The organism is Saccharothrix sp. NBAS 001 (genome assembly GCF_056640475.1).
In genome coordinates this window covers 8,526,048-8,551,010 of record NZ_CM153251.1, presented here as the reverse complement: position 1 = coordinate 8,551,010, position 24,963 = coordinate 8,526,048, and the positions used below count along the sequence as shown (strand labels likewise).

Annotated in this window: 29 protein-coding genes; 12 read left to right on the top strand and 17 right to left on the bottom strand. The window is 70.7% G+C overall.

Translation table 11 applies throughout. The features are described from left to right. Positions 1-10 precede the first annotated feature (10 nt). Positions 11-463 (bottom strand): YbaB/EbfC family nucleoid-associated protein, encoded by a 453-nt coding sequence (locus tag AC0HI0_RS37965; RefSeq protein WP_480928291.1) that lies wholly within the window; start codon positions 461-463, stop codon positions 11-13. 195 nt (positions 464-658) lie between these two features. Here AC0HI0_RS37965 and AC0HI0_RS37960 point away from each other — a divergent pair, with 195 nt between their 5' ends. Genes AC0HI0_RS37960 through AC0HI0_RS37950 form a run of 3 tightly spaced genes read left to right on the top strand, consistent with a single transcriptional unit; the run spans position 659 to position 3,062 of the window. After that, on the top strand, positions 659-919 hold the full coding sequence (locus AC0HI0_RS37960) for a helix-turn-helix transcriptional regulator (protein ID WP_480928290.1): 261 nt from the start codon (positions 659-661) through the stop codon (positions 917-919). 47 nt (positions 920-966) lie between these two features. Further along, positions 967-1,878, top strand: coding sequence for an ABC transporter ATP-binding protein (locus tag AC0HI0_RS37955; RefSeq protein WP_480928289.1), 912 nt, complete (start codon positions 967-969; stop codon positions 1,876-1,878). Continuing rightward, the gene (locus AC0HI0_RS37950) at positions 1,875-3,062 is read left to right on the top strand and encodes an ABC transporter permease (RefSeq protein ID WP_480928288.1); all 1,188 of its coding nucleotides are present in this window, start codon (positions 1,875-1,877) and stop codon (positions 3,060-3,062) included. Before AC0HI0_RS37955 ends, AC0HI0_RS37950 begins: the two co-directional genes overlap by 4 nt. A 1,335-nt stretch (positions 3,063-4,397) precedes the next feature. Here the strand turns inward: AC0HI0_RS37950 and AC0HI0_RS37945 are convergent. From AC0HI0_RS37945 to AC0HI0_RS37930, 4 genes are all read right to left on the bottom strand, one after another. Continuing rightward, on the bottom strand, positions 4,398-5,693 hold the full coding sequence (locus AC0HI0_RS37945; protein ID WP_480928287.1) for a cryptochrome/photolyase family protein: 1,296 nt from the start codon (positions 5,691-5,693) through the stop codon (positions 4,398-4,400). Positions 5,694-5,917: 224 nt separating this feature from the next. Continuing rightward, a complete protein-coding gene (locus AC0HI0_RS37940; RefSeq protein WP_360938187.1) occupies positions 5,918-7,231 on the bottom strand; it encodes a citrate synthase in 1,314 nt (437 codons plus the stop codon). Between the two features lie 271 nt (positions 7,232-7,502). Further along, entirely contained in the window at positions 7,503-8,441 is a 939-nt protein-coding gene (locus tag AC0HI0_RS37935; RefSeq protein WP_480928286.1) for a carbohydrate kinase family protein, read from the bottom strand. Next, a complete protein-coding gene (locus AC0HI0_RS37930) occupies positions 8,438-9,034 on the bottom strand; it encodes a TetR/AcrR family transcriptional regulator (RefSeq protein WP_480928285.1) in 597 nt (198 codons plus the stop codon). The genes AC0HI0_RS37935 and AC0HI0_RS37930 overlap by 4 nt, the downstream gene beginning before the upstream one ends. Positions 9,035-9,125: 91 nt before the next feature. Between AC0HI0_RS37930 and AC0HI0_RS37925 the strand changes: the two genes are divergently transcribed. Together AC0HI0_RS37925 and AC0HI0_RS37920 are read left to right on the top strand one after the other, a co-directional pair. Further along, positions 9,126-10,268 (top strand): acyl-CoA dehydrogenase family protein, encoded by a 1,143-nt coding sequence (locus AC0HI0_RS37925; RefSeq protein WP_480928284.1) that lies wholly within the window; start codon positions 9,126-9,128, stop codon positions 10,266-10,268. Continuing rightward, entirely contained in the window at positions 10,265-10,402 is a 138-nt protein-coding gene (locus tag AC0HI0_RS37920) for a hypothetical protein (RefSeq protein ID WP_480928283.1), read from the top strand. Before AC0HI0_RS37925 ends, AC0HI0_RS37920 begins: the two co-directional genes overlap by 4 nt. Here AC0HI0_RS37920 and AC0HI0_RS37915 read toward each other — a convergent pair. Together AC0HI0_RS37915 and AC0HI0_RS37910 are read right to left on the bottom strand one after the other, a co-directional pair. Further along, positions 10,399-11,589, bottom strand: coding sequence for an amidohydrolase (locus AC0HI0_RS37915; RefSeq protein ID WP_480928282.1), 1,191 nt, complete (start codon positions 11,587-11,589; stop codon positions 10,399-10,401). The two genes, AC0HI0_RS37920 and AC0HI0_RS37915, sit on opposite strands and share 4 nt — an antisense overlap. A gap of 19 nt (positions 11,590-11,608) precedes the next feature. Further along, complete coding sequence (locus tag AC0HI0_RS37910) at positions 11,609-12,481, bottom strand: aldose 1-epimerase family protein (RefSeq protein WP_480928281.1); 873 nt, start codon at positions 12,479-12,481, stop codon at positions 11,609-11,611. Between the two features lie 83 nt (positions 12,482-12,564). On the opposite strand from AC0HI0_RS37910, the gene AC0HI0_RS37905 reads away from it, so the two are divergent. Genes AC0HI0_RS37905 through AC0HI0_RS37895 form a run of 3 tightly spaced genes read left to right on the top strand, consistent with a single transcriptional unit; the run spans position 12,565 to position 14,761 of the window. Then, a complete protein-coding gene (locus tag AC0HI0_RS37905; protein ID WP_480928280.1) occupies positions 12,565-13,134 on the top strand; it encodes a TetR/AcrR family transcriptional regulator in 570 nt (189 codons plus the stop codon). Beyond that, entirely contained in the window at positions 13,131-13,928 is a 798-nt protein-coding gene (locus tag AC0HI0_RS37900) for an MBL fold metallo-hydrolase (RefSeq protein WP_480928279.1), read from the top strand. Before AC0HI0_RS37905 ends, AC0HI0_RS37900 begins: the two co-directional genes overlap by 4 nt. Further along, entirely contained in the window at positions 13,925-14,761 is an 837-nt protein-coding gene (locus tag AC0HI0_RS37895; RefSeq protein ID WP_480928278.1) for an MBL fold metallo-hydrolase, read from the top strand. The genes AC0HI0_RS37900 and AC0HI0_RS37895 overlap by 4 nt, the downstream gene beginning before the upstream one ends. On the opposite strand, the gene AC0HI0_RS37890 is transcribed toward AC0HI0_RS37895, so the two are convergent. Together AC0HI0_RS37890 and AC0HI0_RS37885 are read right to left on the bottom strand one after the other, a co-directional pair. Further along, entirely contained in the window at positions 14,758-16,140 is a 1,383-nt protein-coding gene (locus AC0HI0_RS37890; protein ID WP_480928277.1) for an APC family permease, read from the bottom strand. The genes AC0HI0_RS37895 and AC0HI0_RS37890 overlap by 4 nt on opposite strands. A 19-nt stretch (positions 16,141-16,159) precedes the next feature. Continuing rightward, positions 16,160-16,396, bottom strand: a complete 237-nt coding sequence (locus AC0HI0_RS37885) for a hypothetical protein (protein WP_480928276.1) — start codon at positions 16,394-16,396, stop codon at positions 16,160-16,162. Here AC0HI0_RS37885 and AC0HI0_RS37880 point away from each other — a divergent pair. Genes AC0HI0_RS37880 through AC0HI0_RS37870 form a run of 3 tightly spaced genes read left to right on the top strand, consistent with a single transcriptional unit; the run spans position 16,389 to position 17,428 of the window. After that, a complete protein-coding gene (locus AC0HI0_RS37880; protein ID WP_480928275.1) occupies positions 16,389-17,078 on the top strand; it encodes a DUF5753 domain-containing protein in 690 nt (229 codons plus the stop codon). The genes AC0HI0_RS37885 and AC0HI0_RS37880 overlap by 8 nt on opposite strands. Positions 17,079-17,090: 12 nt before the next feature. Further along, positions 17,091-17,255 carry a DUF397 domain-containing protein gene (locus AC0HI0_RS37875; RefSeq protein WP_480928274.1) on the top strand — a complete coding sequence of 55 codons (165 nt, stop codon included), beginning with the start codon at positions 17,091-17,093 and terminating at the stop codon, positions 17,253-17,255. Continuing rightward, positions 17,222-17,428, top strand: a complete 207-nt coding sequence (locus AC0HI0_RS37870; protein ID WP_480928273.1) for a DUF397 domain-containing protein — start codon at positions 17,222-17,224, stop codon at positions 17,426-17,428. The genes AC0HI0_RS37875 and AC0HI0_RS37870 overlap by 34 nt, the downstream gene beginning before the upstream one ends. Here AC0HI0_RS37870 and AC0HI0_RS37865 read toward each other — a convergent pair. The 3 genes from AC0HI0_RS37865 to AC0HI0_RS37855 form a co-directional block, all read right to left on the bottom strand. After that, a complete protein-coding gene (locus AC0HI0_RS37865; protein WP_480928272.1) occupies positions 17,388-18,662 on the bottom strand; it encodes an MFS transporter in 1,275 nt (424 codons plus the stop codon). The genes AC0HI0_RS37870 and AC0HI0_RS37865 overlap by 41 nt on opposite strands. 420 nt (positions 18,663-19,082) lie before the next feature. Then, positions 19,083-19,739, bottom strand: coding sequence for a pyridoxamine 5'-phosphate oxidase (gene pdxH / locus AC0HI0_RS37860; protein ID WP_480928271.1), 657 nt, complete (start codon positions 19,737-19,739; stop codon positions 19,083-19,085). Between the two features lie 45 nt (positions 19,740-19,784). Next, positions 19,785-20,639, bottom strand: a complete 855-nt coding sequence (locus tag AC0HI0_RS37855) for an urease accessory protein UreD (RefSeq protein ID WP_480928270.1) — start codon at positions 20,637-20,639, stop codon at positions 19,785-19,787. A gap of 77 nt (positions 20,640-20,716) precedes the next feature. Between AC0HI0_RS37855 and AC0HI0_RS37850 the strand changes: the two genes are divergently transcribed. Beyond that, complete coding sequence (locus AC0HI0_RS37850) at positions 20,717-21,250, top strand: DUF4232 domain-containing protein (RefSeq protein ID WP_480928269.1); 534 nt, start codon at positions 20,717-20,719, stop codon at positions 21,248-21,250. Here the strand turns inward: AC0HI0_RS37850 and ureG are convergent. The 5 genes from ureG to AC0HI0_RS37825 all read right to left on the bottom strand — a co-directional run bounded on the left by ureG (position 21,223) and on the right by AC0HI0_RS37825 (position 24,939). Next, on the bottom strand, positions 21,223-21,939 hold the full coding sequence (gene ureG / locus AC0HI0_RS37845; RefSeq protein WP_480928268.1) for an urease accessory protein UreG: 717 nt from the start codon (positions 21,937-21,939) through the stop codon (positions 21,223-21,225). The two genes, AC0HI0_RS37850 and ureG, sit on opposite strands and share 28 nt — an antisense overlap. Next, on the bottom strand, positions 21,929-22,579 hold the full coding sequence (locus AC0HI0_RS37840; protein WP_480928267.1) for an urease accessory protein UreF: 651 nt from the start codon (positions 22,577-22,579) through the stop codon (positions 21,929-21,931). The genes ureG and AC0HI0_RS37840 overlap by 11 nt, the downstream gene beginning before the upstream one ends. Next, positions 22,579-24,267, bottom strand: a complete 1,689-nt coding sequence (locus AC0HI0_RS37835; protein ID WP_480934478.1) for an urease subunit alpha — start codon at positions 24,265-24,267, stop codon at positions 22,579-22,581. The genes AC0HI0_RS37840 and AC0HI0_RS37835 overlap by 1 nt, the downstream gene beginning before the upstream one ends. Further along, a complete protein-coding gene (locus AC0HI0_RS37830; RefSeq protein ID WP_480928266.1) occupies positions 24,267-24,572 on the bottom strand; it encodes an urease subunit beta in 306 nt (101 codons plus the stop codon). Before AC0HI0_RS37830 ends, AC0HI0_RS37835 begins: the two co-directional genes overlap by 1 nt. A 64-nt stretch (positions 24,573-24,636) precedes the next feature. After that, complete coding sequence (locus tag AC0HI0_RS37825) at positions 24,637-24,939, bottom strand: urease subunit gamma (protein WP_480928265.1); 303 nt, start codon at positions 24,937-24,939, stop codon at positions 24,637-24,639. Positions 24,940-24,963 lie beyond the last annotated feature (24 nt).

Here is a 24,963-nt window from a genome sequence, read left to right as displayed (position 1 = left end):
TACCCCCTGCTCAGGCCATCACGTCTGGTGGGTTGGTGAAGTAATCGTCATCGGGCCTGGTGTCTCGACGCTGGATCTCCGGCTCCGGTTCCACCGGGTCGGTCCCGTCACCCGAATAGCCGTTGGGCATGTTCGACTTGACGAAGTCCAGCGCCGGGCCGTCCCCGACGAAGTCGGTCATGATCTGCACGACCTGGCCGGCCGCCGCGCGCTGCGCGGTGCCGATGGCCGTCATGATCGCCCCGGAGACGCGCTCCGGGTCCTCCCCCCGCAGCGCGGGCCGCAGGATCAGGTTGGTCAACGCGCCCGAGGCGTTGACCGTGACGGTGATCAGGCCGTCCGGGGACGTGGCGCTGCCACCGACCTCACCGAGTTGGTTCTTCGCCTGCTCGGCGTTCTGCTTGGCCTGCTCGATCTTCTGGCCGTACTGCGCGAGCCACTCGTCGGGCTCCTTCGGCTCCATAGAGTCACCCCTCCAGGCAACGGGGCTTTGCGGCCCACGACACATTCGACCGGTCGACGTTCGATTCGGTTCCCGGCTGCGTATCGTTTCACCGAATCGTGATTTCCGGGCAAGTCGGGCGTGGATACCGCCGTTCGGCTCATTGTGTGAAATGTTTACTTGCCGTTCTGTTGGGTTTTCGCAACACTTCGTAACATGAGTCCGGCACGCCGGGGGCCCGAGCAGCGGATCCACAACCGGATCCAGGTGCTGCGGGTCGAGCGGGGTATGAGCAGAGTGGGTCTGGCACAGGCGGTGGAGGTCAACCCGCAGACGATCGGTGCGCTGGAGCGGGGCGACCACTACCCGAGCCTCGACCTGGCGATGCGGATCTGCGAGGTGTTCGGGCTGCCGGTGGAGGCGGTGTTCAGCCGGCAGCCGTTCGAGCCGCTGTCGGCGCAGGTCTACCGCGGCTGACGCCGGGGTGCACGCAGGTCCGGGTGAGGCGACAGGAAGGAACGACCGTGGCACAGGGGGTGCTGGAGATCGACCGGATCTCCAAGCGCTATGGCGAGGTCGTCGCGCTGCACGAGATGGCGTTCGAGGTGCGCGCGGGCGAGCTGTTCGGGTTCGTCGGCAGCAACGGCGCGGGCAAGACCACGACCATGCGGATCGCCCTCGGGGTGCTCGCGGCCGACTCGGGCGAGGTGCGCTGGAACGGCTCGCCGATCACGCTGGAGACCCGCAGGCGCATCGGCTACATGCCCGAGGAGCGCGGGCTGTACCCGAAGATGAAGGTGCTCGAACAGCTCGTGTACCTGGCCGAGCTGCACGGCATGGCCACCAACGCCGCGCACCGCTCGGCGGAGAACTGGATCGCCCGGCTCGGCCTGCGCGACCGGCGCGGCGACGAGGTGCAGAAGCTCAGCCTGGGCAACCAGCAGCGCGTGCAGCTCGCCGCGGCGCTGGTGCACGAACCGGACGTGCTGGTGCTCGACGAGCCGTTCTCCGGCCTCGACCCGGTCGCGGTCGACGTGATGAGCCAGGTGTTGCGGGAGAAGGCGTCGGCGGGCGTGCCCGTGGTGTTCTCCAGCCACCAGCTCGACCTGGTGGAGCGGCTGTGCGACCGGGTCGGCATCGTGCGCAACGGATCGCTGGTCGCGTCCGGCACGGTCGACGAACTGCGCGCCGGAGGTGCCGTGCAACTGGTCGTGGACGCGCCGGCGGCCGGCGCGGGCTGGGCGGCGGACGTGCCCGGCGTGCGGGTGGTGGCCGTCGAGGGCACCCGCACCGTGCTGGAACTCGCGCCGGGAACCGACGACCAGGCCGTGCTGCACGCCGCCCTGGCCACCGGCCCGGTGCACGAGTTCACCCGGCGGCGGCCGTCGCTGACCGAACTGTTCCGCAGCGTGGTGACCGAGGAGCGCGTGGCATGAGCAGCCTGACCCCGAGCCGGGCGGTGTTCCTGGTCGCCCGCCGGGAGTTCCTGACCAAGGTGCGCGCCAAGTCGTTCGTCATCGGGACGTTGGCGATCATCGCCGTGATGGCGGGCTACGCGCTGTTCCAGACCGTCCTGCTGGACCGGTCCAACAGCGACACGGTCGCGCTGGCCGGCCAGGCCACGGTGCTGGCCGAACCGCTGAAGCAGACGGCCAAGTCGTTCGGCCGCGAGATCGAGATCATCGACGCCACCGACGCGGCCGCCGCCGAGCAGCGGGTGCGGGCGGGCGAGGTCGACGTGCTGGTGACCGGCGCGCCGGACGCGCTGCGGGTCGTGGTGAAGGAGCAGTTGAACGACGCGCTGCGCAACTCGATCGACTTGATCGTGAAGCAGCAGGTGCTCAACGCCCAGCTGGCCGAAGCGGGCCTGGACCCGGTGGCCGTGGCGAAGACCGTCGACGCGGCGAAGGTCGACGTCGTGGCGCTGGAGCCGAGCGACCAGCAGCGCGGGCAGCGGATGGTGATCGGGTTGGTGATCGCGGCGCTGCTGTACTACTCGCTGCTGGTGTACGGGACGATGGTCGCGCAAGGCGTGGTGGAGGAGAAGTCCAGCCGCGTGGTGGAAATCCTCCTGTCCACCCTGCGCCCGTGGCAACTGCTGCTGGGCAAGGTGATCGGCCTGGGCCTGGTGGGGTTGCTGCAACTGCTGATCATCGGCGGGATCGGCGTGGCGGTGTCGTCCGCGACGGGCCTGGTCGACGTGACCGGTTTGGCGGGCGGAGCCCTGGCCGTCGGCGTGCTGTGGTACCTGCTCGGATTCTTCTTGTACGCCACGGTGTACGCGGCGGCGGCGTCGCTGGTGCCACGTCAGGAAGAACTCCAGTCCGTGATGGCCCCGATCAGCATGGTGATCGTCATCGTGTTCGTGGTCGGGATCAACCTGATGATCCAGGACGGTTCGAGCACCGTCGTGGCGGTCCTGTCGATGCTCCCCCCGTTCGCCCCGATCCTCATGCCGGGCCGAATGGCCATGGGCGTCGCGCCGCTGTGGCAAGTGGCGGTCGCGATCGTGCTGGCGATCGGCGCGGTGGCCGCGATCACGTGGCTGGGCGGCAAGGTCTACGCGAACGCCGTCCTCCACACAGGCTCCCGCGTCAAACTCCGCGACGTCCTCCGCTAACCCCACCCGTCCCCCATCCCCCGTCCCACCACCCCCCGCCGCCACGCCGAACCGCCACGCCAGCCGGTCACCGCCACCCACGCCGATCCCACCGACATCAGGTGGCCCATGGCCCCAAACGCAGCCCGCTACGACAGACCCGAATTCGGCAGCAGCCGGACTGCGAGGGTCGCTGGATCTCCGATGGCGGCCAGATCTGCAAGAGTGGCCAGATCTGCGACGACGGCCAGATTTGCGACGACGGCCAGATTTGCGATGGCCAGGACTTGGCGCGCGCCAGCCCCAACCCCGCGCCAGCCCAAGGGACGCAATGGGCACCGGACAACATGGGCACCGGACAACCCGCAACGGCACCAAAGCAACCAGCGACACACGCACTCCAGAACCACAGGCGCGACACGCGGGTTCGGCGAAGGTGCGGCGCACAGGCTCAGAGGCGGCGCGGCAACGCGAAGCCGAAGCAGCAACACGGAGGCCGCGCAGAACCTTCGGGCGACGCAGGCATGCCCGCTCGCTCAGGCCACAAGCCGCGATCCGCGACTGCGGGCCACTCACCGCCGCTGCCAGCGACAGTCGGTTGCCAGCCGGGGACGTCCTCTCGCAAGCGGCAGGCCAGTGGCTGGTAGCCGGTGATCAAGCGAGTCGGCGGCGATCGGTGGTCAGTCGGTCGGTCATCAGGCGGCCAGCGGTCAGCCAGTGGTCGGTCGATCGGCTGCCAGCCAGCCGGTCATCGGCCAGCCGGTCATCGTTGATCGGTCGTCGGTTGGTCGGACATCGGCCACCCGGTCGCCCAAGCAGTCGATCGCCCAAGCAGTCGATCGCCCAGGCAGTCGATCGCCTGCCGGCCGGTCAGCGGCTGGTCATCGGCCAGCCGGTCGCCAGGCGGCCCGGTCGCCAGGCGGCCGGTCAGTGGCTGGCCAACTGTCAGGCGGCCGGACATCAGGCGGCCGGTCGGACATCAGGCGGCCGGTCCGGCGTCGGCCGGTCCGGCGTCGGGCGGGCGATCGCCGGCTGGTCGTTCAGCGGCCGGCCGGCGCCGGTCGGTGGTGGTCGCGGGTGGCAGTGGGTGACGGGCGGGGTCAGCGGGCTGGTGGGGTGGCGTTCATGGGTGGAGGGTGGGGGCGGGTTCGGGAAGGGTCTGGTGGGGTTCGCGGGCTCGGTCTATTCAAACCGAGGTACGAGAACAGCGTTATCGTACGTTTTTCGGGGTTTTCACCCGGTCGTGTGGCGTCTGGCGCGTACGACGCGATCCGGTGGGATCCGACACCGTCCAGCGCCGTGCGATTCGGTGGGATCCGGTGCGGTGCACCGGGATCTGGCACGCGGCTCGCCCGCCTACGACTTGATCGCAGCGTACCGGGCCAGGGCGACTTCGCGTTCGTGTGCGTGATCCACGATCGGGTTGTGCGGCTGGTGCACCGCCTTCCCCTCAACGTCCCGCAACTCCGCCACGTACCGACGCACGTACGCGCCCTCCGGGTCGAACTTCTCCCCCTGCGTCACCGGGTTGAAGACCCTGAAGTACGGGGCCGCGTCGGTCCCCGTCCCGGCCGCCCACTGCCACCCGTGCTGGTTCGACGCCAGGTCGCCGTCGACCAGGTGCTTCATGAAGTGCCGCGCCCCCCACCACCACGGCAGGTGCAGGTCCTTCACCAGGAAGCTCGCCACCACCATCCGCACCCGGTTGTGCATCCAGCCCTCTCGGAGGAGCTGGCGCATCCCGGCGTCCACGAACGGGTACCCGGTCTCCCCCGCGCACCACGCCTCGAACCGCGAACGGTCGTGGTCGAGTTCCATCTTGTCGAACTTGCGGTCCAGGTTCTGGCGGGCCGATTCCGGTTGGTGCCACAGGACGTCCGCGTAGAAGTCCCGCCACGCCAGCTCGTTGCGGTACGCCCGCGAGCCCTCGTCGTCGCCCAGCTCGGCCAGCAGGGTCCGGGGGTGCACCACGCCCCACCTCAGGTACGCCGACATCCGGCTGGTCCGGTCCAGGTCCGGGCGGTCGCGGTCGCGGTGGTAGTCGGGCAGGCGCTCGTCGCGGAACTTCTCCCAATCCGGCACGAAGTCCAGCGGGTCGACGCCCGGCTGATCGCCCGTCGGGTCCGCCTCGGGCAGTTGCTCGGACTTCTCCGGCTCCAACCAGTCCACAGTGGACTCGTCGGTGTCCGCCGGTGCGCGCCAGCCGTGTTCGCGCCACACCTTGGAGAACGGCGTGAAAACCCGGTACGGCGTCCCGTCCGCCTTCAGCACCCGGCCCGGCGTCACGGCGTACGGCGAGCCGGCCGGCACCAGCTCTACCTTCCGCGCCACGGCCGCGTCCCGCTCGCGCCCGTACGGTCCCGCGTCCGCCGACACGTGAACCGCAGACGCCCCAACGGATTTCGCCACCTTCGGCACCACGTCGACCGGGTCGCCGGACACGACCATGAGCCGCCCGCCGAGCTTCTCGTCCAACGCCCGCAGGCAGCGGAACATGAATTGCACGCGCGGCTGTCCGGCGACCGACAGCAGACGCGGGTCGAGCACGTACAGGGCCAGTCCGCGCCGGGCGCGTTCCGCAGCGGCCAGCAACGCCGGGTGGTCGTGCACCCGGAGGTCACGACGGAACCAGACAACGGTCGAGGAATCCACGTTCCGAACCCTAGGAGCGCACCGACCGCTCCGCATGACAGAGGACGGGGCTGAGGACGCGGGGACCGAGGACGCGGGGGCTGAGGACGCGGGACGGCGAGGGCGACGGGGAAGACGTGCAAGAACGTGGAACGGCGAAGGCCCGCACCCCTCTACGGGCACGGGCCTCGGCTCTGTCGGACGTGTCGGTCGGATGCGTCGGTGCGACGCGTCGGTGGGACGTGTCAGCGCTGGTCGAGCGGCACGAAGTCGCGCTCGGGGGAGCCGACGTAGATCTGCCGCGGGCGGCCGATCTTGGTGGCCGGGTCCTGGATCATCTCGCGCCAGTGGGCGATCCAGCCGGGCAGCCGGCCGAGCGCGAACAGCACCGTGAAGAACTTCGTCGGGAAGCCCATCGCGCGGTAGATCAGGCCGGTGTAGAAGTCGACGTTCGGGTAGAGCTTGCGCTCGACGAAGTAGTCGTCGGCGAGGGCCGTCTCCTCCAGCTTCTTGGCGATGTCCAGGAGCTGGTCGTCGGCGCCGAGCTTGCCGAGGATCTCGTCGGCGGTCTTCTTGATGATCGCCGCGCGCGGGTCGTAGTTCTTGTAGACCCGGTGGCCGAAGCCCATCAGGCGGACGCCGTCTTCCTTGTTCTTCACCTTGCGCACGAACGACTCGACGTCGCCGCCCTCGTTCTTGATCTTCTCCAGCATCTCCAGCACCGCGCTGTTCGCGCCGCCGTGCAGCGGGCCGAACAGGGCGTTGATGCCGGCGGAGATGGAGGCGAACAGGTTGGCCTCGGACGAGCCGACCAGGCGCACGGTGGAGGTGGAGCAGTTCTGCTCGTGGTCGGCGTGCAGCACGAACAGCAGGTCGAGCGCGCGGACCAGGTCCGGGTCGACGTCGTAGGGCTCGGCCGGGAAGCCGAACGTCATCCGCAGGAAGTTCTCCACCAGGCCGAGGGAGTTGTCCGGGTAGAGGAACGGCTGGCCGACCGACTTCTTGTACGCGTAGGCCGCGATGGTCGGCACCTTCGCCAGCAGGCGGATCGTGGAGATCTCGACCTGGTTGGCGTCGAACGGGCTGAGGCTGTCCTGGTAGAACGTGGACAGCGCGGACACCGCGGAGGACAGCACCGGCATCGGGTGCGCGTCGCGCGGGAAGCCGTCGAAGAACCGTTTCAGGTCTTCGTGCAGCAGGGTGTGTCGGCTGATCTTGGACGAGAACTCGTCCAGTTGCGCCTGCGTCGGCAGCTCGCCGTAGATGAGCAGGTAGCTGACCTCGATGAAGTTCGAGCGCTGGGCGAGCTGTTCGATCGGGTAGCCGCGGTAGCGCAGGATCCCCGCGTCACCGTCGATGTAGGTGATCTCGGACGAGCAGGACGCGGTGTTGACGAAACCGCTGTCCAGGGTGACCAGGCCGGTGGTGGCCAGGAGCTTGCCGAGATCGATACCGGGCGCACCTTCGGTGGCCGGTACTACCTTCATCTCGTGCTCTCCGCCCTGATGGCGCAGCGCGACGGTACGGGTGTCGTTCGGCGCAGTCGTCGCGTCGGGCATTCAGAGTCCCTCTCACGCTAGGGCGGGGTGGCCTCGTGCGGGTTCTCGCACGCGCGGGCACGCGGACGCGGGGCGTCCGGGACCGCAGCACCACCCCGTTGGGGTCCTGTCAGTTGTGCCACGCTAGTCGGCGGCCAACCCGCCTCCACAGTCGCGGCGTGAACCGATTCTGCGAGATGGGACCGGCATCACAAGGGATGCACGGATGGCTAGCGTGCATCCCCCACCGTAGCCGTTTTGCCGCGTTTCTCCACCTCAACGGGGGTGAGAGCTAGGTCATCCCCAGTTCGCGTTTGAACGGCGGTTCCGCTCCGGCCCGGGAACAGGTAATAGCGGCCGCCGCACCCGCGAAGGTCAGTGCCTCGCGCCATTTCCCGGCGTCCATGCCGCGCACGGCCTCGGTGGACAGTGCGTCGTGCTCGTGCAGCCACGCCAACAACGATCCCTGCACGGTGTCGCCCGCCCCGATCGTGTCAACGACGTTCACCGGGGTGGGTGGGACGCTAATCACCTCGCCGGAACCGGTCAGCACGGCCAACCCGTCGCCGCCTCGGGTCAGCACGACGGCCGCGGGGCCCGAGGCGCGCCAGTCCCGGAGGACGTCGAGCACGTCGGTCTCCGGCGCGTCCTCGGGGAGTTCGGCGAGCCACCGGGCGTCGTCCGCGGACACCTTCAGCAGCCCCACGTGCGCCAGCCACGAGTCGTAGCGGTCGCGGTAGGCGGACGGGTCGTGGATGAGGCCGGCGCGGATGTTGGGGTCCAGCACGGTGAGCGCGCCGCGTTCGGCTTCGCGCCACAGCACCCGCTCGTAGGTGCTCGCGCCCGGTTCGAGGACCAGCGACAGCGTGCCGAAGGACACCGCGCGCACGTCGGCGGGCAGCGGGCCGGGGTCGGTGACCTGCCGGTCGGCGGTGCCCTCGACGTAGAACGAGTACCGCGCGGAACCGTCGTCGGCGAGGCCCACGACGGCGAGCGTGGTGGGTTCGGGTCCGCGCTGCACGAGGTCGGTGCGCACGTTCGCGGCGTGCAGCCGGTCCAGCAGGCGGTCGCCGAACAGGTCGGTGGACACCCGGGACAGGAAGCCCGTCGGTGCGCCGAGCCGGCCGGCGGCGACGGCGACGTTGTACGGCCCGCCGCCCAGCCTGGGCGCGAGCGCGCCCTGGGCCGTGGGCACGAGGTCGACCAGCGATTCCCCGGCGACGACGATCACGCCTGGCTCCGTTCCCTGCGCAGCCCGTCGAGCAGCAGTTCGCCGAGCGCGGTGAACGCCTCCGCGTCGGACACCCCGGCGCGGCGGGTCAGCACGCCGGTCTGGATGCCCTCGATGAGCAGTCCGGCCATTTCCGCGATGAGGGTCGCATGGACTTCCCGGAAAACGCCGTCCTTCACGCCTTCCTGGATGAACGAGCGGATCCGCTCGGCGGCGGCCCGCGCGTTGCGCTCGTAGGTGGACCGGGTGGGCGCGAAGGCGGACACGTCGGCGATGAACTGCGCGGACGCCCGGCGCAGTTCCTCGGCCGCGCCCGCGAGGTAGGTCCCGACCCGGGCGCGCACGTCCTTGGTCTCGGACACGCGCTGCTCGATCCGCTGGGCGGCCCCTTTGAAGTACCGGCCGACGACGCGCACGGCGAGTTGTTCCTTGCTGGCCGCGAGCGTGTACAGGGTGGATTTGGAGCAGTGCAGCCGGGCCGCGAGGTCGTCCAGCGTGAAGTGCGCGAACCCCTCGGCGAGCACCAGCGACTCCAGCCGGCCGAGCAGGTCGACCTGCCGGGGCGTGAGCGGTCTGCGCGCGATCGGGGTCATGGAAACGACTCTGTCACACTCCCTGGCGGCAGTACTGGCGTACGTCCTACAGTACTGTTCCCAGTACTGACCGACGTCGCGGAGGTCGAAGATGCCCGCCGAGCGCCTGTTGCCCACCACCGAGGCCGAGGACCTGCTCGCGCTGGTCCGGGAGATCTCCCGGGACGAACTGGTCCCGCACGCCGCGCAGGCCGAGGAGCAGGCGCGCTTCCCGCGCGAGGAGTTCCGGCTGCTGGGCAAGAGCGGCCTGCTGGGCCTGCCCTACCCCGAGGAGTTCGGCGGCGGCGGGCAGCCCTACGAGGTGTACCTCCAGGCGCTGGAGGAGATCGCGTCGGCGTGGATGTCGGTCGGTGTCGGGCTTTCCGTGCACGTGATGTCGACCTACGCGCTGGCGACCTACGGCACGCAGGAGCAGAAGGAGCGCCTGCTGCCGGACATCCTCGAAGGCGACCTGCTCGGCGGCTACGCGCTGTCCGAGTCGCACGCGGGTTCCGACGCGGCGGCGTTGTCCACGCGGGCCGTGCGCTCCGGCGACGACTACATCGTCAACGGCACCAAGGCGTGGATCACGCACGCCGGCGCAGCGGACTTCTACACGCTGATGGCGCGCACCTCGGACACCGGCGGCAAGGGCGTGAGCTGCTTCCTCGCGCCCGGCCACGTGGAGGGGCTGACGGCCGCGTCGCCGGAGCGCAAGATGGGCCTCACCGGCTCGATCACCGCGCAGCTGCGCTTCGAGGACGTGCGGGTCGAGGGCGACCGGCTGATCGCCGAGGAGGGCGACGGCCTGAAGATCGCGCTGTCCGCGCTGGACTCCGGCCGGCTCGGGATCTCGGCCTGCGCGGTGGGCCTGGCGCAGGCGGCGCTGGACGAGGCGGTGGCGTACGCGAAGCAGCGCACCCAGTTCGGCCGCGCGATCATCGACTTCCAGGGGCTGGAGTTCCTGCTGGCGGACATGGCGGCGGCGGTCGAGTCGGCGCGCGCCACCTACCTGTCGGCGGCCCGCCGGCGGGACCGGGGGCTGCCGTTCACCCGGCAGGCGGCGATCGCGAAGCTGGTGTGCACGGACGCGGCGATGAAGGTCACCACGGACGCGGTGCAGGTGCTCGGCGGCGCGGGCTACACCCGTGACTTCCCGGTGGAGCGGTACATGCGCGAGGCCAAGGTGTTGCAGATCTTCGAGGGCACGAACCAGATCCAGCGCGTCGTGATCGGTCGCGAACTGCGCCGGTGACGCGCGGCGGGATCGACCGCCACTTGGCGTCCGCGCTGCGGTGCGCGCACGCGAAACCGGTGGCGGACCCGGCGTTCTTCGGATGGACGGACGCCGGGCCGCACCGTGAGGAGTCGGACGAGGACGTCGGCTAGGACGTCCGGTACGGGTTCGTGACGACGCCTTCGCCGTCCTCGAACCGGTACACCTCGCGCCCCTCGACGAACACCCGCAGCGCGCGGCTCATCACGTCCAGCGGGTCGCCGGACCAGATCACCACGTCGCCGTCGAGGCCGGGCGCCAGCGACCCGACCCGGTCGTCCAGGCCCATCATCCGGGCCGGGTTGGTGGTGATCGACTTGAGCGCGACGTCCCGGTCCAGCCCCTCCTTCACGGCCAAGGTCGCCTGGTGCACCAGGAAGTTGATCGGCACCACCGGGTGGTCGGTGGTGATCGCGATCTCCACGCCCGCGCGCGCCAGCACACCGGGCGTGCGCAGCGTCCGCTGCCGAAGCTCCACTTTGGACCGGGTGGTGAACAGCGGTCCGACGACGACCGGGATGTTCTTCTCCGCCAGCAGGTCCGCGATCAGGTGGCCTTCGGTGCCGTGGTTGACCACGAGCCGGTAGCCGAACTCCTCGGCCAGCCGCAGCGCGGTCGCGATGTCGTCGGCGCGGTGGCAGTGCTGGCACCAGGGCAGCGTGCCGTCGAGCACCTTGGTCAGCACTTCCATCGTGTTGTCCCGGTCGAACGGGCCTTCCGCGGCGGCCTTCTTCGCCGCGTAGTCCTGGGCCTTGGTGAAGGCGTCGCGGATGACGGCGGCGACGCCCTGGCGGGTGGACGGCAGCTTCTTCTGGTCGCCGTAGACCCGCTTGGGGTTCTCGCCGAGCGCGCTCTTGACGCTCACCGGATCGCGGACGAGCATCTCGTCGACGGTGCGGCCCCAGCACTTCACCGCGACGGTCTGGCCGCCGATCACGTTGCCCGAGCCGGGTTTGATCACGGCCGTGGTGACGCCGCCGGACAGCGCGTCGGCGAACCCGATGTCGGCCGGGTTGATGGCGTCGAGCGCCTTGAGCCGCGCGCCGTTCGGGTCGGTCATCTCGTTGGTGTCCTGGCCGGCCCAGCCCTCGCCCTCCTCGTGCACGCCGAGGTGGCCGTGGGCCTCGACGAAGCCGGGCAGCACCCAGCCGCCCGCCGCGTCCACCACCGGCACGCCGTCCGGGACGGCGACGTCCGCGCCGACCGCGACGATCTTGCCGTCCTGGACCAGCACGGTCCCGTTCTCGATCGGGTCCCCGGACACCGGGACGACGTGGCCACCCGTGATCGCGACATTCATGTTTAGCGACGCTAACAACCTACCCCAGGGGCCGCAAACCCCAGTCCCCCGACCAGGTGCCGCCCGGCTCCAGCCAGAGCAGGTCGACGCCCGAGTTCAGCGCGTCCGGCGGGCACGTCATGGGCTCGACCGCGACCGCGCGCCCCCGGCCGGGGAAGGCGGCGGGCGTGTAGACCTGCACCCACTTGAAGTCCGGGTCCGCCCACAGCTCGACGCCCCCGCCCGGCCCGCGCAGCACGTGCCGCACCAGCCCGTCGACCGGTTCGCACCCGCCGAACGGCGTGTCCAGCCGCACCCCTTCGAGCAGCCGCGCGGTCCGGAAGTCGGTGTCGCCCTCGACGGGCACGGCCGGCCCGGACGGGATCATCGTGTCGGGGTCCAGCGGCAGCACGGTCGTCGCCGCCAGCGACAGCGACGTCTCGTCGGTCTCGGACGTGCCGGCACGCGGGTAGGGGTGCGTGCCCACGCCGAACGGGGTGCGCGCCGCGCCGACGTTGCGCACGGTGTGGGTGACGGTGAGCCCGTCGTCGTGCACCTCGTAGGTGATGCCCGTGCGCAGTTCCACGGGCCACCCGGGGCCGCTGACCGGGACTTCCAGCGTCACCGACGACTCGGTCTGCGCCACCACGGCCCACGCCACCCGCCGCACCAGCCCGTGGATCGCGTTGCCGCGCGCGGGCTCGGTGATGTCGAGCCGCTGCGGCTCGCCGTCGAGGGTCCACCGGCCGCCCGCCGTCCGGTTGGGCCAGGGCACCAGCACCGCGCCGCTGCCCATGGGCGGCTCGTCGTCGTACTTCTCCACGTACGGCACGCCGCCGACCTCGAACGACCGGAGACCCGCCCCCTGCGGGGTGATGACAGCACGCACCGCGCCGCGGACGATTTCGACCATGGTCGCCATCCTCGCACCGCTCGCGGGGGTCACGCCGGGCGAACCCCCTTGTTCTAACTAGACCAGTCTGTATAGTTCGGGCCATGCCACGTCGCACCGACACCCGCGAGCGCATGGTCCGCACCGCGTCCCGGCTGTTCCAGGCGCAGGGCTACCACGCCACCGGCCTCAACCAGGTGCTCGCCGAGGGCGGCGCGCCGAAGGGCTCGCTCTACTTCCACTTCCCCGGCGGCAAGGAGCAGCTCGCCGCCGAGGCGGTGGCGCTGGCCGGCGCGGAGCTGTGCGCCGCGCTGCGGGCGGTCCTGGACGCCGCACCGGACCCGGTCGACGCGCTGGGCAACGTGCTGCGGCTGCTCGGCGACCGGCTGGTGGACTCGGATTTCACCTGCGGCTGCCCGATTTCCACCGTCGCGCTGGACGCGAGCGCGCAGAGCGAGCCGATCCGCGAGGCGTGCGTGGCGGTGTACGACTCGTGGCAGCGGGTCATCACCGACCACCTCGACCGGTCCGGCGACCGGGCCGACGAACTCGCGGTGGTCGTGCTGGCCGCCATCGAAGGCGCGGTGCTGCTCGCCCGCACCCGCCGCGACCTGTCCCCGCTCCACGCCGTCGGCGCACGCCTCGGCGTCCTCCTGGGAAGGCGGCCCGGATGAAGGTCCACCACCTCAACTGCGGCACCATGCGACCCTTCGGCGGCAAGCTGGTCGACGGCAAGGGCGGCGTCTTCCGCCGCGCCGAACTCGTCTGCCACTGCCTGCTGGTCGAGACCGACGACGAGCTGGTGCTGGTCGACACCGGCCTGGGCACGCACGACGTGCGCGACCCGGGCGCGACCCTCCCGAAGCAGTTCCGCCAGGCGTGCCAACCGGTGCTCGACCCCACCGAGACGGCGGTCCACCAGGTCACCGGCCTGGGGTTCGCACCCGAGGACGTCCGGCGGATCGTGCTCACCCACCTCGACGTCGACCACGCCGGCGGCCTGCGCGACTTCCCGGACGCCGAGGTGCACGTCCTGCGGGAGGAACTGGACGACGCCGCCAACCCGCGCTTCTCCCGCGCGCAGTGGGGGCACGCGCGGTGGTCGCCGCACGAACCGACCGGCGAGGAGTGGTTCGGCTTGCGGGGCGTGCGCGAACTGCGCCCCGACGTCCTGCTGGTCCCGCTGATCGGGCACACCAGGGGCCACACCGGCGTCGCCGTGAAGACCGGCGACCGCTGGTTGCTGCACGCGGGCGACGCGTACTTCTTCCACGGCGAGATGCGCCTGCCGCCGGCCGGCACCCCGGCGCTGAACCTGTTGCAGGAGAAGGTCGAAGCCGTCCGCGAACTGCGTCTGTCCAATCAGGACAGACTGCGTGAACTGGTCCGCGACCACAGCGACCGGGTGGACGTGTTCTGCGCCCACGACTCGGTCGAACTGCACCGCCACCTGGAGGGACGGCCATGAGGGTGCACCACCTGAACTGCGGCACCATGCGACCGTTGGGCGGAAGACTGGTCGACGGCCGGGGATCCGTCTTCCGACCCGCGACCATGGTCTGCCACGTCCTGCTGCTGGAGACCGACGACGGACTGGTCTTGGTCGACAGCGGGATGGGCGTGGACGACGTCCGCGACCCCGGCCCCACCCTGGCGCGGCACTGGCGGCTGATGTCCCGCCCGGTCCTGGACGAGGCGGAAACCGCGCTGCGCCAGGTGGAAGCGCTCGGCCACCGGGCGGCCGACGTGCGGCACGTCGTGCTCACCCACCTGGACCTCGACCACGGCGGCGGCCTGCGGGACTTCCCGCACGCCGAAGTGCACGTCGTCGCGGAGGAACTGCGGGCGGCCCTGCGCCCCGGCAAGAAGGGCAACGACCACACCCGCTACCCGGACCGGCAGTGGTCGCACGGGCCCAAGTGGGTCACCCACGAACCGCGCGGCGAGAAGTGGTTCGGCTTCGACGGCGTCCGGCAGTTCCGCCCGGACATCCTGCTCGTGCCGCTGGTCGGGCACACCGCGGGGCACACGGGCGTGGCCGTGGACACCGGGGACGGCTGGCTCCTGCACGCGGGCGACGCGTACTTCCACCACCGCGAGATGGCGGCGGACCCGTACTGCACGCCGGGCCTGAGGTTCACCCAGAACCGCATGGACACCGTGCCGGAACTGCGACGGTCCAATCAGGACAGACTGCGCGAACTCGTCGCCGAGAACGGTGACCAGGTCGACGTGTTCTGCGCCCACGACGCGGTGGAACTGGAACGCCACCAACTCCACCACGCCGCGCACCGGCCCTAGTCGGCCGGCTTCTCCGCGTCGAACTCGACCTTGCCGTGCACGAACCGGTTGATCACCCACAGCACCAGGCCGGCGGCCAGCAGGTAGAGGGCGATCAGGTAGTCGTCACCCGGCCGACCGGACAGCGGACTGGCCAGGTACGCGCAGGTGAGCGCGCCCAGCACGGGCACCCAGGTGGGCGCGCGGAAGTGCTTGTGGTCGACCTTCTCCTTGCGCAGCACCAGAACCGCGATGTTGACGATGGTGAACACGACGAGCAGCAGCAGCGCGGTGGTGCCGCCGAGCTTCGCGATGTCGGCGGTGGACACCAGGATGACCGCGATCCCGCTGGTGAAGATGATCGATATCCACGGCGTGCGCCGGAACGGGTGCACCGTGCCGAACACCTTCGGGATGATCCGCTCCCGTGACATGCCGTAGATCAGGCGGCTCGCCATCAGCATGTTGATCAGCGCGGAGTTGATCACGGCGAACAGGCCGATCAGCGAGAAGACCCACAGCGGGAACCCGGGCGCGCCCACCTGGACCACGCGCAGCAGGGCGGAACTGCCGGACTCGGCCAGGTCGTCGGCCGGGATCAGCAGCGACGACGTGACCGCCACCAGCACGTAGATCACGGCCGCGACGACCATGCCCCACAGCATGGCGCGCGGGAAGATGCGGACCGGGTCGCGGCACTCCTCGGCCATGTTGACGGAGTCCTCGAACCCGACCATCGCGAAGAACGCCAGCGCCGTCGCGGAGGTGATGGCGACGAGCGCCGACTGGCCGGGCGCGGGATCGACCTGGGTGAGCCGGCTCGCGTCGCCGTCACCGGCCGCGACCGCGTACACGCCGATCCCGATGATGATCACCAGGCCGGAGAGTTCGATGCAGGTCAGGACGACGTTGGCCTTGACCGACTCGGACACGCCCCGGAAGTTGATCGCCGCGAGGCCGAGGATGAACAGGATCGCGACGAGCGTCGCGGAGACCGTGAACGTGTCGGAGAAGAACTCCTTGATGACCGACTGGAGGTAGGTCCGTCCGAACGCGAGCGCGGCGGAGGACGCGGAGGTGATGCCCGAACTCATCACGGCGAAGGCCACCATGAAGGTCAGGAACTGGATCTTGAAAGCGCGGTTGGTGTAGAGGGCGGCACCCGCCGCGCGGGGGTACTTGCCGACGAGTTCGAGGTAGCTGAAGGCCGTCAGGAAGGCCACCACGAACGCGATCAGGAACGGCAGCCACAGCGCGCCGCCGATCTTGTCGGCGACGTTGCCGGTCAGTGCGTAGATGCCGGTGCCGAGGATGTCACCGACCACGAAGAACAGCAGCAGCTTCGGACCGATGGCCCGTTTCAGTTCCGGTTGCTCCGGTGCGCTCGTCGCTTCCGCCATGCCGGTTGAGTGTGCCGGATCACACTTGGTCCGGATAGTCGGCGGCTGCGGGCTTGGGCAAGCCTTGAGGTTGCGCGGGTCCGAGCAGTGCCCACCCGGCGGCGGCGGCCCGCAGATCGGCTTCGGCGCAGGTGATGACTTCGTCCAAGGCGGACCGGAGCGCGTGCACCTGCTGGAGTTTGAGGCGGATGCAGTCGGCGTCGACGGGCAGGTGGAGTTCGGCGGTCCCGAGCATCGAGACCTCCGACGTGGGCATCTACCTGGACGACCTGGAGAAACTGCTCGATTTCTACAAGGTCACCAGGAAGCAACGGGCAGAATTGCTCGACCTCGCCCGACACGCCGGACAACGAAATCTGTTGCGGTTGAACAACGCCCACCGGCACGAGGACTGGAATACCTGGGCAGACTTCGAGGAGGAGGCCAGTGCGCTGCTGTTCTACGAACCGCTGGTCATTCCCGGTCTGCTCCAGACCGCCGAATACGCGCGGGCGCTGATCACCGCCACCGGCCACGACCTGTCCGCCTCCGAGGTCGACGCGCTGGTCGCGAGCCGGATGGCCCGCCAGCGCCTGCTCACCCGCCCCGAACCGCTGCGGTTGCACGTGATCATCGAGCACGGAGTGCTGGAACGACCGTTCGCCGAGCCCGATGCCCACGCCCGCCAGGTCCGACGCCTCGCCGAGGCCGCCGAACAGGCCAACATCACCGTTCAGGTCGTGCCCACCGACGTCGGGCTCCACACGGGGTTGAGCGGGCCGTTCGTGATCCTGGAGTACGACGACGACCCGAGCCTGGCCCTGCTGCAGCACAAAATCGCCAGCGTGTACCTGGACGAGGTCGCCCGGATCGAGCTGTTCGAGGCGACGTGGGCCAGCCTGCGCGCCTTGGCGCTCGACACCGCCAAAACGGCGGATTTCCTGAAGCGCCTGGCGTGAAAACATGTCCGTATGACCCTGTGGCGCAAGAGTTCCCGTAGTGCCAGCACCGCGAACTGCGTCGAAGTCGCCTACGACGCCGAACGCGTGCTCGCACGCGACTCCCAGAACCCGTCACCCACGATCACCTTGCCCGCCAGGTCGTGGGAGACGTTCGTTCGACAAGCCAGGCAGTGACCCGACACGTGATCGTGTGGCGCAAGAGTTCCCGCAGCAACAGCACCGCGAACTGCGTCGAAGTCGCCTATGACGCCGAACGCGTGCTCGCACGCGACTCGAAGAACCCCGCTCCCACCATCGCCATCCCTGTCAGGTCGTGGGAGACGTTTGTTCGGCGGTCCCGAGGTTGACGCGGTAGCGCCACACCGCCGGGAGCGCGATCGCGGCGACCACCGTCCCGATCACCACCAGCACGCCGCCCCACGCGGTCGCCGCGCCGGGGCCGATCAGGGCTCCCGTGGTGCCGTGCAGGAGGTCCGCCACGCGCGGCCCGCCCGCCACCACCACGACGAACACGCCCTGCATCCGGCCGCGCATCTCGTCCGGCGCGGCGGTCTGGAGGATCGACGTCCGGAACACCATGCTGATCATGTCCGCCGCGCCGCCGATCGCCAGGAACACCACGGCCCACCACAGCGCGTTCGACATCCCGAACCCGACCATCGCCACGCCCCACACGATGATCGACACGACGACCCCGACCCCGTGCCGCGACACCCGCGACGTCCACCCCGACACCAGCCCGCACACCATCGCGCCCAGCGGGATCGCGGCGAACAGCCACCCCAGCGCCAGGCCGCCGCCGGGCGGGTCGCCGAACGTCACCTCGGCCATCTCCGGGAACAGCGCGCGCGGCATCCCGAACACCATGGCGATGATGTCGAGCAGGAACGACGCCAGCACGATCTTCTGCACCGACAGGTACTTGAACCCGTCGATCACGTCCCGCAGCCCGGCCCGGCGCACCACCCCGTCCAACGGCGGCATCGGCGGCAGCTTCCACACCGCCCAGATGGTCGCCGTCAACGCGATCGAGTCGACCAGGTACAGGGTCGACAGCCCGACCACGGGCATCAGCGCGCCGGCGAGCATCGGCCCGAACACGCCGCCGAACACCATCACCGTCGACCCGAGGGCGACCGCGCCGGGCAGCTGGTCCTCCGGCACGAGCCGGGCGATCGACGCCGAGCGCGCCGGGGCGTTGGCCGCGAAGAACACCTGTTGCAGCCCGAGCAGCACGATGACCAGCCACACGTTGCGCGCGTCCAGCGCGGCCTGCACCCACAGCAGGACGGACGTGATGGCGATCCCGATGTTCGTGACGACCATCAGCTTGCGCCGGTCGACGACGTCGGCGATCGCGCCGCCCCACAGCCCGAACACCAGCAGCGGCACCAGCGCCACACCCGCGGACACGCCGACCCACCCGGACGAGCCGGTGATGTCGTAGACCTGCTTGGGCACCGCGACCGCGGTCAGCTGGCTGCCGATGGCCGTGACCACGGTCGACAGCCAAAGCCGCCGGAACGCGGGTATGCGCAGAGGACGGGTGTCGATCGCGACCTTGCCCAGCAGACGCTTCACTCTCGTTAGCGTACGACAACTAACAACCGCTTTACCGAGACGTGGACCACTCGTCCACCCCTCGGACGGTGAGCACGTCCGAGGCGGCGCGGGCGGGACCGGTCGACTCGCCGGTCCTGCCGGCCGTCGGTCGGCGTGGTGTACGTGGTGCGACGGATGGAGGACCAGCGTCGGGCCGGGTGCTGGAGCGGGCACGGGCTTTACTGCTCGCGCTGTCCACCGACTTCCACGAAGCGCGTTTCGCGGTGCCGCTGCTCGCGTTCGCGGTCAAGGCGGTGGTGGCCGAACGGCGGCGCGGCAGTGCTGTGGACACTGCCGCTCGTGCCGGTGAAGGAGTACCGCAGGCAGTACCGGCGCGGCGACTGTGGCGTTCGGTGCGGTGTCGTTCGCGGCAGCCGGGCGGCTCGTCCTGTCGCGGTGCTAGGGGGCCACCCGCTGGAGGTCCCAGCCGTCACGGCCGAGGCGGAAGCGGAGGCGGTCGTGCATGCGGTCGCGGCGGCCCTGCCAGAACTCGACCTCTTCGGGCCGGATGCGCCAGCCGCCCCAGTGCGGCGGGACCGGTACCCGGTCCGAGTCGGCGAACTGGCGCTCGATCTTGTTCAGCGCGCTCTCCAGCGTCGAGCGGCCGGTCACCACGCGGGACTGCGGGGACGCCCACGCGCCGATCTGCGAGCCGCGCGGGCGGCTCTCCCAGTAGCGGGCGGTCTCCTCCGCGCCGACCTTCTCCACCGTGCCGCGCACGTGCGCTTGGCGCTGCATCGCGAACCACGGGAACGTCGCGGACGCGTAGCGGGTGGCCATCAGGTCGTGGCTCTTGGCGGAGGTGTAGTTGGTGAAGAACACCAGCCCGCGCGCGTCCAGGCCCTTGGCCAGAACGGTCCGGGACGACGGCCGGCCCTCGGGGTCCGAGGTCGCCAGCACCATCGCGTTCGGCTCGGGCAGGCCGGCGCCGGCCGCCTGGTCGAGCCACAGCTGCAACTGCTCGTGCCAGGACGCCGCCAGGTCGCCCTCAGTGAGCGAACCCTGTTCGTAGGACACGCGCATCGACGGCAACGCGATGTTCGTCGTCTCCGACATCCAGACCTCCCGAGCAGGTTTTACCTGGCAAGGCACTTGTGGCACCTAACGATCCAGCGACCGTACGGGTTTCCGGGCGTGCGCGAAACCGCCTGCGTGGTGATGAGGACCACCCGGCTCGTGACTGTCGGTGTGAGGCTGATTTCGGAATCGAGCACGAGATCGAGTCAGAAGGTCACCCGATCCGGGATGGTTTCGCCGCGCTTGGTCCAGAGCGCGCTCCACCGTCACCGCGTCGTCGGCCAGAGCGGTGGCCAGGCTGCCCCCGGATGCCAGCGGAACGAGGGACCACCAGTCGTGTGAAATCGGTTCGGCCGGATCCTCGCCCCAGCACAGGAGTTCGGTGCCCAGGACGCGCTTGCCCGCCAGCCCGGCGGGGCTTTTGTCCACTTCCGGCACGCCGATCCGGGTGGTCTGCCGCAGCACGGGACCACCGCGCCGGACGTCGAGCGCGCTGACCAGCGCGCCCGGCCGTTCGCCGGTGCGACCCAGCACCAGCACCTCCCGGGTGCGCAACCGGGCGTCGTCGGCCAATTCCGCGGTGAACACCGACTCGTGGCACGCGCGCGAGGTCACCACGGTCGGCTCCGGCAGGTATTCCACGTCACCGCCCTCGCCGACTTCGACGTGGACCGCCGAACGGCTGCCGCCGGGCCGGTGCCCGGGCAGCGCGAGCGCGGCCGCGACGCCGCGCAACTCCAGGCGCGCTCCCGGACCGACCCGCACGGTCAATTCGAGGTCGTCGCCGCCCAGCGGCGCGGTGACCGCGCTCACCAGGTGCACCAATGCGTGTGAGCTGCGCCGATGCGGTACCAGGCGGAGCGGGGCCATCGACTTCAGCTCCCGGATTACACTGCGCGCGCCGGATTTCTCGATCACGAGGAGCGCTCGTGCCTTCACCGGAGCAACCCCTGCGGTGTGTGACACGTCTCAGGGGTGGACGGGATTTCCGTCCGCGATTCTCGGGGGAGATCGTGATGAAGAGAATTATCGGAATGGCCGCGATCGGCGCGGCATTGTTGTGCACCTCCGGCGTGGCCTCGGCGCAGGCCGACGTGCACACCCGGGGCGGATCCGCGGGGGTCCAGGCGGCCACGTGCAAGTCGGTGGACCTGGACATCGCGGTCGTGCGGGCGGAGCCCGCGGCCGGGACCCTGTACCGGGAGGTGCGGTTCACCAACCGCGGCATCGCGACCTGCGTGCTGCAGGGGTTCCCCGGAGTGTCCTATGTGGACTCCTCGGGCAACCAGGTCGGTGCGGCGGCGACGCGTGACGGTGGCCCCGGGCCGCTGGTCACCTTGGCCAACGGGGTGGGCACCACGGCGGTCGTGGGGTCGGCGAACGCCGACAACTACGACCCGGCGGTGTGCCGGAAGACCTTGGTGTGGGGCCTGAAGGTGTTCCCGCCGGACGAGACCGCGCCGCTGTACCTGCGGCTCGACGGCCAGTACGGGTGCGCCGGGGACGTGAGCCGGTTCGGCAGTCACCTGAAGGTCACCAGCGTCAGCTGAGCGCGGACCCAGTCCGCGACGGCGGGGGCGTCCGGTGTCTCCACCAGCGATTGGCTGATCACCGGGAGGTCCCCGCGCACCCGGTGGGCGTCGCCCGTCATGACGACGAGGTCGGCGCCCACCATCGGCGCGAGGTCGGTCTTGTTGATCACCAGCAGGTCCGCGGTGGTCACGCCCGGCCCGCCCTTGCGCGGCACCTTGTCACCGCCCGCCACGTCGACCACGAAGATCTGCCGCTCCACCAGACCCCGGCTGAACACCGCGGTCAGGTTGTCGCCGCCGCTCTCGATGATCACCAGTTCCAGACCGGGGAACCGGTGCTCCAGCCGTTCCACGGCGTCGAGGTTGGCGGTGATGTCGTCGCGGATCGCGGTGTGCGGGCACGCGCCGGTCTGCACCGCCTCGATCCGGTCGGTGGCCAGCACGCCCGCCGCGCGCAGGAAGTCCGCGTCCTCGGTGGTGTAGATGTCGTTGGTGACGACGGCCAGGTCGACCTCGTCGCCCAGCGCCCGGCACAGCGCGGCGGTCAGCGCGGTCTTGCCGCTGCCCACCGGTCCGCCGATCCCGAGCCGCACCGCCCGGTGCCCGTGCCCGGCGGCGGACGGGCCGCGCCCCGCGCCGGGCAGGTGGGGGTCGTGGCCGGCGTCGGCGGGGTCGAAGTTGACTGGGTGCACGTGGTCAGCTGACAAAGAGACGCACCTCTTCCCGGTGGTGGCGGTCGTGGGCCTCGGCCAGCAGGTCGAGGCCGGGGGCGCTGGGCGCGGGCAGGTCGCGCGGCGGGGACCGGTGGTGGCGCACGGCGTGCGCGACGACCTCGGCCAGGTCGGCGGCCAGCCCGGCGATGATCGCGTTGACCCCGAACGGGTCCAGGCCCAGCAGCCGGATCGCGCCGGTCGCCGGGCCGGTCACCGCGTGGTAGGCCGCCACCTGCGCGGCGGCGCGCGGGTCGGCCACCAGCGCGCCGACGATGATCGGGTGGTGCGGCTCGGGGGTGAGCCGCAGCAGTTCGTCCAGGCGGTCGGACGGCCACGCCGCGCGCGCCGCACGGGCGATCCCGCGCCCCTGCACCCGGGACGCGGCGCGCTGCGCGGGCGACGGCGTGCGGGCGTCGAGTTCGGCGTCCAGCTCGGCGAACCGGCCCAGCGTCGCGGCGGCGGCGAAGACCGCGCCCAGCGCACCGGCCGTGCGCAACCGCCCGACCAGGAACGACTCCAGGCCCGCCAGGTCCGTGACGAGCTTGCGCGCCACGGCCTCCTCCACCCCGCCGGAGTGCGCGTGCCCACCGCCCGGGAACCGGGAGTCCGCGATCATCAGCGCCGCGAGGTCCATCAGAACAGGAAGTAGCGCTGGGCCATCGGCAGCTCCGCCACCGGGTGGGGTTCGACCAGGTCGCCGTCGACGTGCACGGCGAAGCTGTCCGGGTCGACCCGGACGTCCGGCATCGCGTCGTTGAGCACCATGTCGGCCTTGCCGATCCGCCGGGTGTCGCGGACCGGGAGCAGCGGCCGGGACAGCCGCAGCACGTCGGCCAGGTCGTGCCGCACGGCTTCCTCGGACACGAAGTGCACGCTGCTCAACGCACCCGAGTGCGCGCCGAACATCGGCCGGGCCAGCACCGGCTGCGGGGTCGGGATGGACGCGTTCGCGTCGCCCATCGCGGCCCACGCGACGAACCCGCCCTTGAGCACCACCGCCGGGCGCACGCCGAAGAACTTCGGCTCCCACAGCACGAGGTCGGCGAGCTTGCCGACCTCGACCGAGCCGACCTCGTGGTCGATGCCGTGCGCGATGGCCGGGTTGATCGTGTACTTGGCGACGTACCGGCGGGCCCGCAGGTTGTCCGGCAGCGCGCCGCGCAGGCGCTGCATCACGTGCGCGGTCTGCCAGGTCCGGATGACCACCTCGCCGACCCGGCCCATGGCCTGCGAGTCCGAGCTGATCATGGAGATCGCGCCCAGGTCGTGCAGGAGGTCCTCGGCGGCGATGGTGGTCGGCCGGATGCGGCTCTCCGCGAACGCCAGGTCCTCCGGCACGGCCGGGTTGAGGTGGTGGCACACCATCAGCATGTCCAGGTGCTCTTCGAGCGTGTTCACGGTGTGCGGGCGGGTCGGGTTCGTGGACGACGGCAGCACGTTCGGCTCGGACACCACCCGGATGATGTCCGGCGCGTGCCCGCCGCCCGCGCCCTCGGAGTGGTAGGCGTTGATCGAGCGGCCCGCGATGGCGTCCACAGTGGACTCGACGAACCCGGCTTCGTTCAACGTGTCGGTGTGGATGGCGACCTGCACGCCGGACTCGTCGGCGATCCGCAGGCACGCGTCGATCGCGGCGGGCGTGCTGCCCCAGTCCTCGTGCAGCTTGAACCCGCCCGCGCCGGCCCGCAGCTGCTCGCGCAGCGCCTCCTCGCGGACCGTGTTCCCCTTGCCCAGCAGCAGGACGTTGACCGGCATGTGGTCCATCGAGGCGAGCATCCGGCCCAGGTTCCACGCGCCGGGCGTGACCGTGGTGGCCTTGGTGCCCTCGGCCGGGCCGGTGCCGCCGCCGATCAGCGTGGTCAGGCCGGACGCGATCGCCTGGTCCACGATCTGCGGGCAGATGAAGTGCACGTGGCAGTCGATGCCGCCGGCGGTGAGGATCTTCCCGTTGCCGGACAGCACCTCCGTGGACGGGCCGATCACCAGCGCCGGGTCGACGCCGGCCATGATGTCGGGGTTGCCCGCCTTGCCGATGCCGACGATCCGGCCGTCCCGCACGCCGACGTCGGCCTTCACCACGCCCCAGTGGTCCAGCACGACCGCGCCGGTGATCACCAGGTCGGGCGCGCCCTCGGCGCGGGTGGCCGTGCCCTGGCCCATCGACTCGCGGATCACCTTGCCGCCGCCGAAGATCACCTCGTCGCCCGCGTGCGGGCCCCGGCTGCGGTCCTCGGTGACCTCGACGGTCAGGTCGGTGTCGGCCAGCCGGATCCGGTCGCCGGTGGTCGGCCCGTACAGCTCGGCGTAGCGCTCGCGGTCGATCACAGCTCACCGGCCCACTCCGGGCGCAGGCCCGGCACCACCCGGCGGCCGGCCAGCGGCACCAGCACCACCTCGCGCTCCACGCCCGGCTCGAACCGGACGGCGGTGCCCGCCGGCACGTCCAGCCGCTTGCCCCACGCGGCCTCCCGGTCGAACTCCAGACCGGGGTTGACCGCCGCGAAGTGGTAGTGCGACCCGACCTGGACCGGCCGGTCGGCGGTGTTGACCACGACCAGGGTGGTGCGCGGCCGGCCCGGGTTCAGCTCCACGGGCTCGTCGCCGGTGATGATCTCGCCTGGTCGCATGGCCGCTCCGGTCCTGGAGGTGGGTTCGCGGTGGGGAGACGGCCGAAGTTCAGCCGTTCGGGGGTCAGACGATCGGGTCGTGCACGGTGACCAGCTTGGTGCCGTCCGGGAACGTCGCCTCGACCTGGACCGACTCGATCATCTCCGGGACGCCGGGCAGCACCTGGCGGCGGCCGAGCACGTGCCGGCCGCTCTGCATCAGCTCGCTGACCGTCCGGCCGTCCCGGGCACCTTCCAGCACGTGGTCGGTGATGAGCGCCACGGCCTCGGGGTGGTTGAGCACGACACCGCGCTGCAACCGGCGGCGCGCGACGTCGGCCGCCACGTGGACCAGGAGTTTGTCCCGTTCGTGGGGCGTCAGGTGCATGTTCTGAGGTCTACCACGCGAAAT

What these genes read in the sequence shown, in the direction of transcription:
- AC0HI0_RS37965 (WP_480928291.1), bottom strand. Translation starts at nt 463, where the DNA reads ATGGAGCCGAAGGAGCCCGACGAGTGGCTCGCGCAGTACGGCCAGAAG.
- AC0HI0_RS37960 (WP_480928290.1), top strand. Translation starts at nt 659, where the DNA reads ATGAGTCCGGCACGCCGGGGGCCCGAGCAGCGGATCCACAACCGGATC.
- AC0HI0_RS37950 (WP_480928288.1), top strand. Translation starts at nt 1,875, where the DNA reads ATGAGCAGCCTGACCCCGAGCCGGGCGGTGTTCCTGGTCGCCCGCCGG.
- AC0HI0_RS37940 (WP_360938187.1), bottom strand. Translation starts at nt 7,231, where the DNA reads ATGCCCGACGCGACGACTGCGCCGAACGACACCCGTACCGTCGCGCTG.
- AC0HI0_RS37930 (WP_480928285.1), bottom strand. Translation starts at nt 9,034, where the DNA reads ATGACCCCGATCGCGCGCAGACCGCTCACGCCCCGGCAGGTCGACCTG.
- AC0HI0_RS37925 (WP_480928284.1), top strand. Translation starts at nt 9,126, where the DNA reads ATGCCCGCCGAGCGCCTGTTGCCCACCACCGAGGCCGAGGACCTGCTC.
- AC0HI0_RS37915 (WP_480928282.1), bottom strand. Translation starts at nt 11,589, where the DNA reads ATGAATGTCGCGATCACGGGTGGCCACGTCGTCCCGGTGTCCGGGGAC.
- AC0HI0_RS37910 (WP_480928281.1), bottom strand. Translation starts at nt 12,481, where the DNA reads ATGGTCGAAATCGTCCGCGGCGCGGTGCGTGCTGTCATCACCCCGCAG.
- AC0HI0_RS37905 (WP_480928280.1), top strand. Translation starts at nt 12,565, where the DNA reads ATGCCACGTCGCACCGACACCCGCGAGCGCATGGTCCGCACCGCGTCC.
- AC0HI0_RS37900 (WP_480928279.1), top strand. Translation starts at nt 13,131, where the DNA reads ATGAAGGTCCACCACCTCAACTGCGGCACCATGCGACCCTTCGGCGGC.
- AC0HI0_RS37895 (WP_480928278.1), top strand. Translation starts at nt 13,925, where the DNA reads ATGAGGGTGCACCACCTGAACTGCGGCACCATGCGACCGTTGGGCGGA.
- AC0HI0_RS37890 (WP_480928277.1), bottom strand. Translation starts at nt 16,140, where the DNA reads ATGGCGGAAGCGACGAGCGCACCGGAGCAACCGGAACTGAAACGGGCC.
- AC0HI0_RS37885 (WP_480928276.1), bottom strand. Translation starts at nt 16,396, where the DNA reads ATGCCCACGTCGGAGGTCTCGATGCTCGGGACCGCCGAACTCCACCTG.
- AC0HI0_RS37875 (WP_480928274.1), top strand. Translation starts at nt 17,091, where the DNA reads ATGACCCTGTGGCGCAAGAGTTCCCGTAGTGCCAGCACCGCGAACTGC.
- pdxH (WP_480928271.1), bottom strand. Translation starts at nt 19,739, where the DNA reads ATGTCGGAGACGACGAACATCGCGTTGCCGTCGATGCGCGTGTCCTAC.
- AC0HI0_RS37850 (WP_480928269.1), top strand. Translation starts at nt 20,717, where the DNA reads ATGAAGAGAATTATCGGAATGGCCGCGATCGGCGCGGCATTGTTGTGC.
- AC0HI0_RS37840 (WP_480928267.1), bottom strand. Translation starts at nt 22,579, where the DNA reads ATGGACCTCGCGGCGCTGATGATCGCGGACTCCCGGTTCCCGGGCGGT.
- AC0HI0_RS37830 (WP_480928266.1), bottom strand. Translation starts at nt 24,572, where the DNA reads ATGCGACCAGGCGAGATCATCACCGGCGACGAGCCCGTGGAGCTGAAC.
- AC0HI0_RS37825 (WP_480928265.1), bottom strand. Translation starts at nt 24,939, where the DNA reads ATGCACCTGACGCCCCACGAACGGGACAAACTCCTGGTCCACGTGGCG.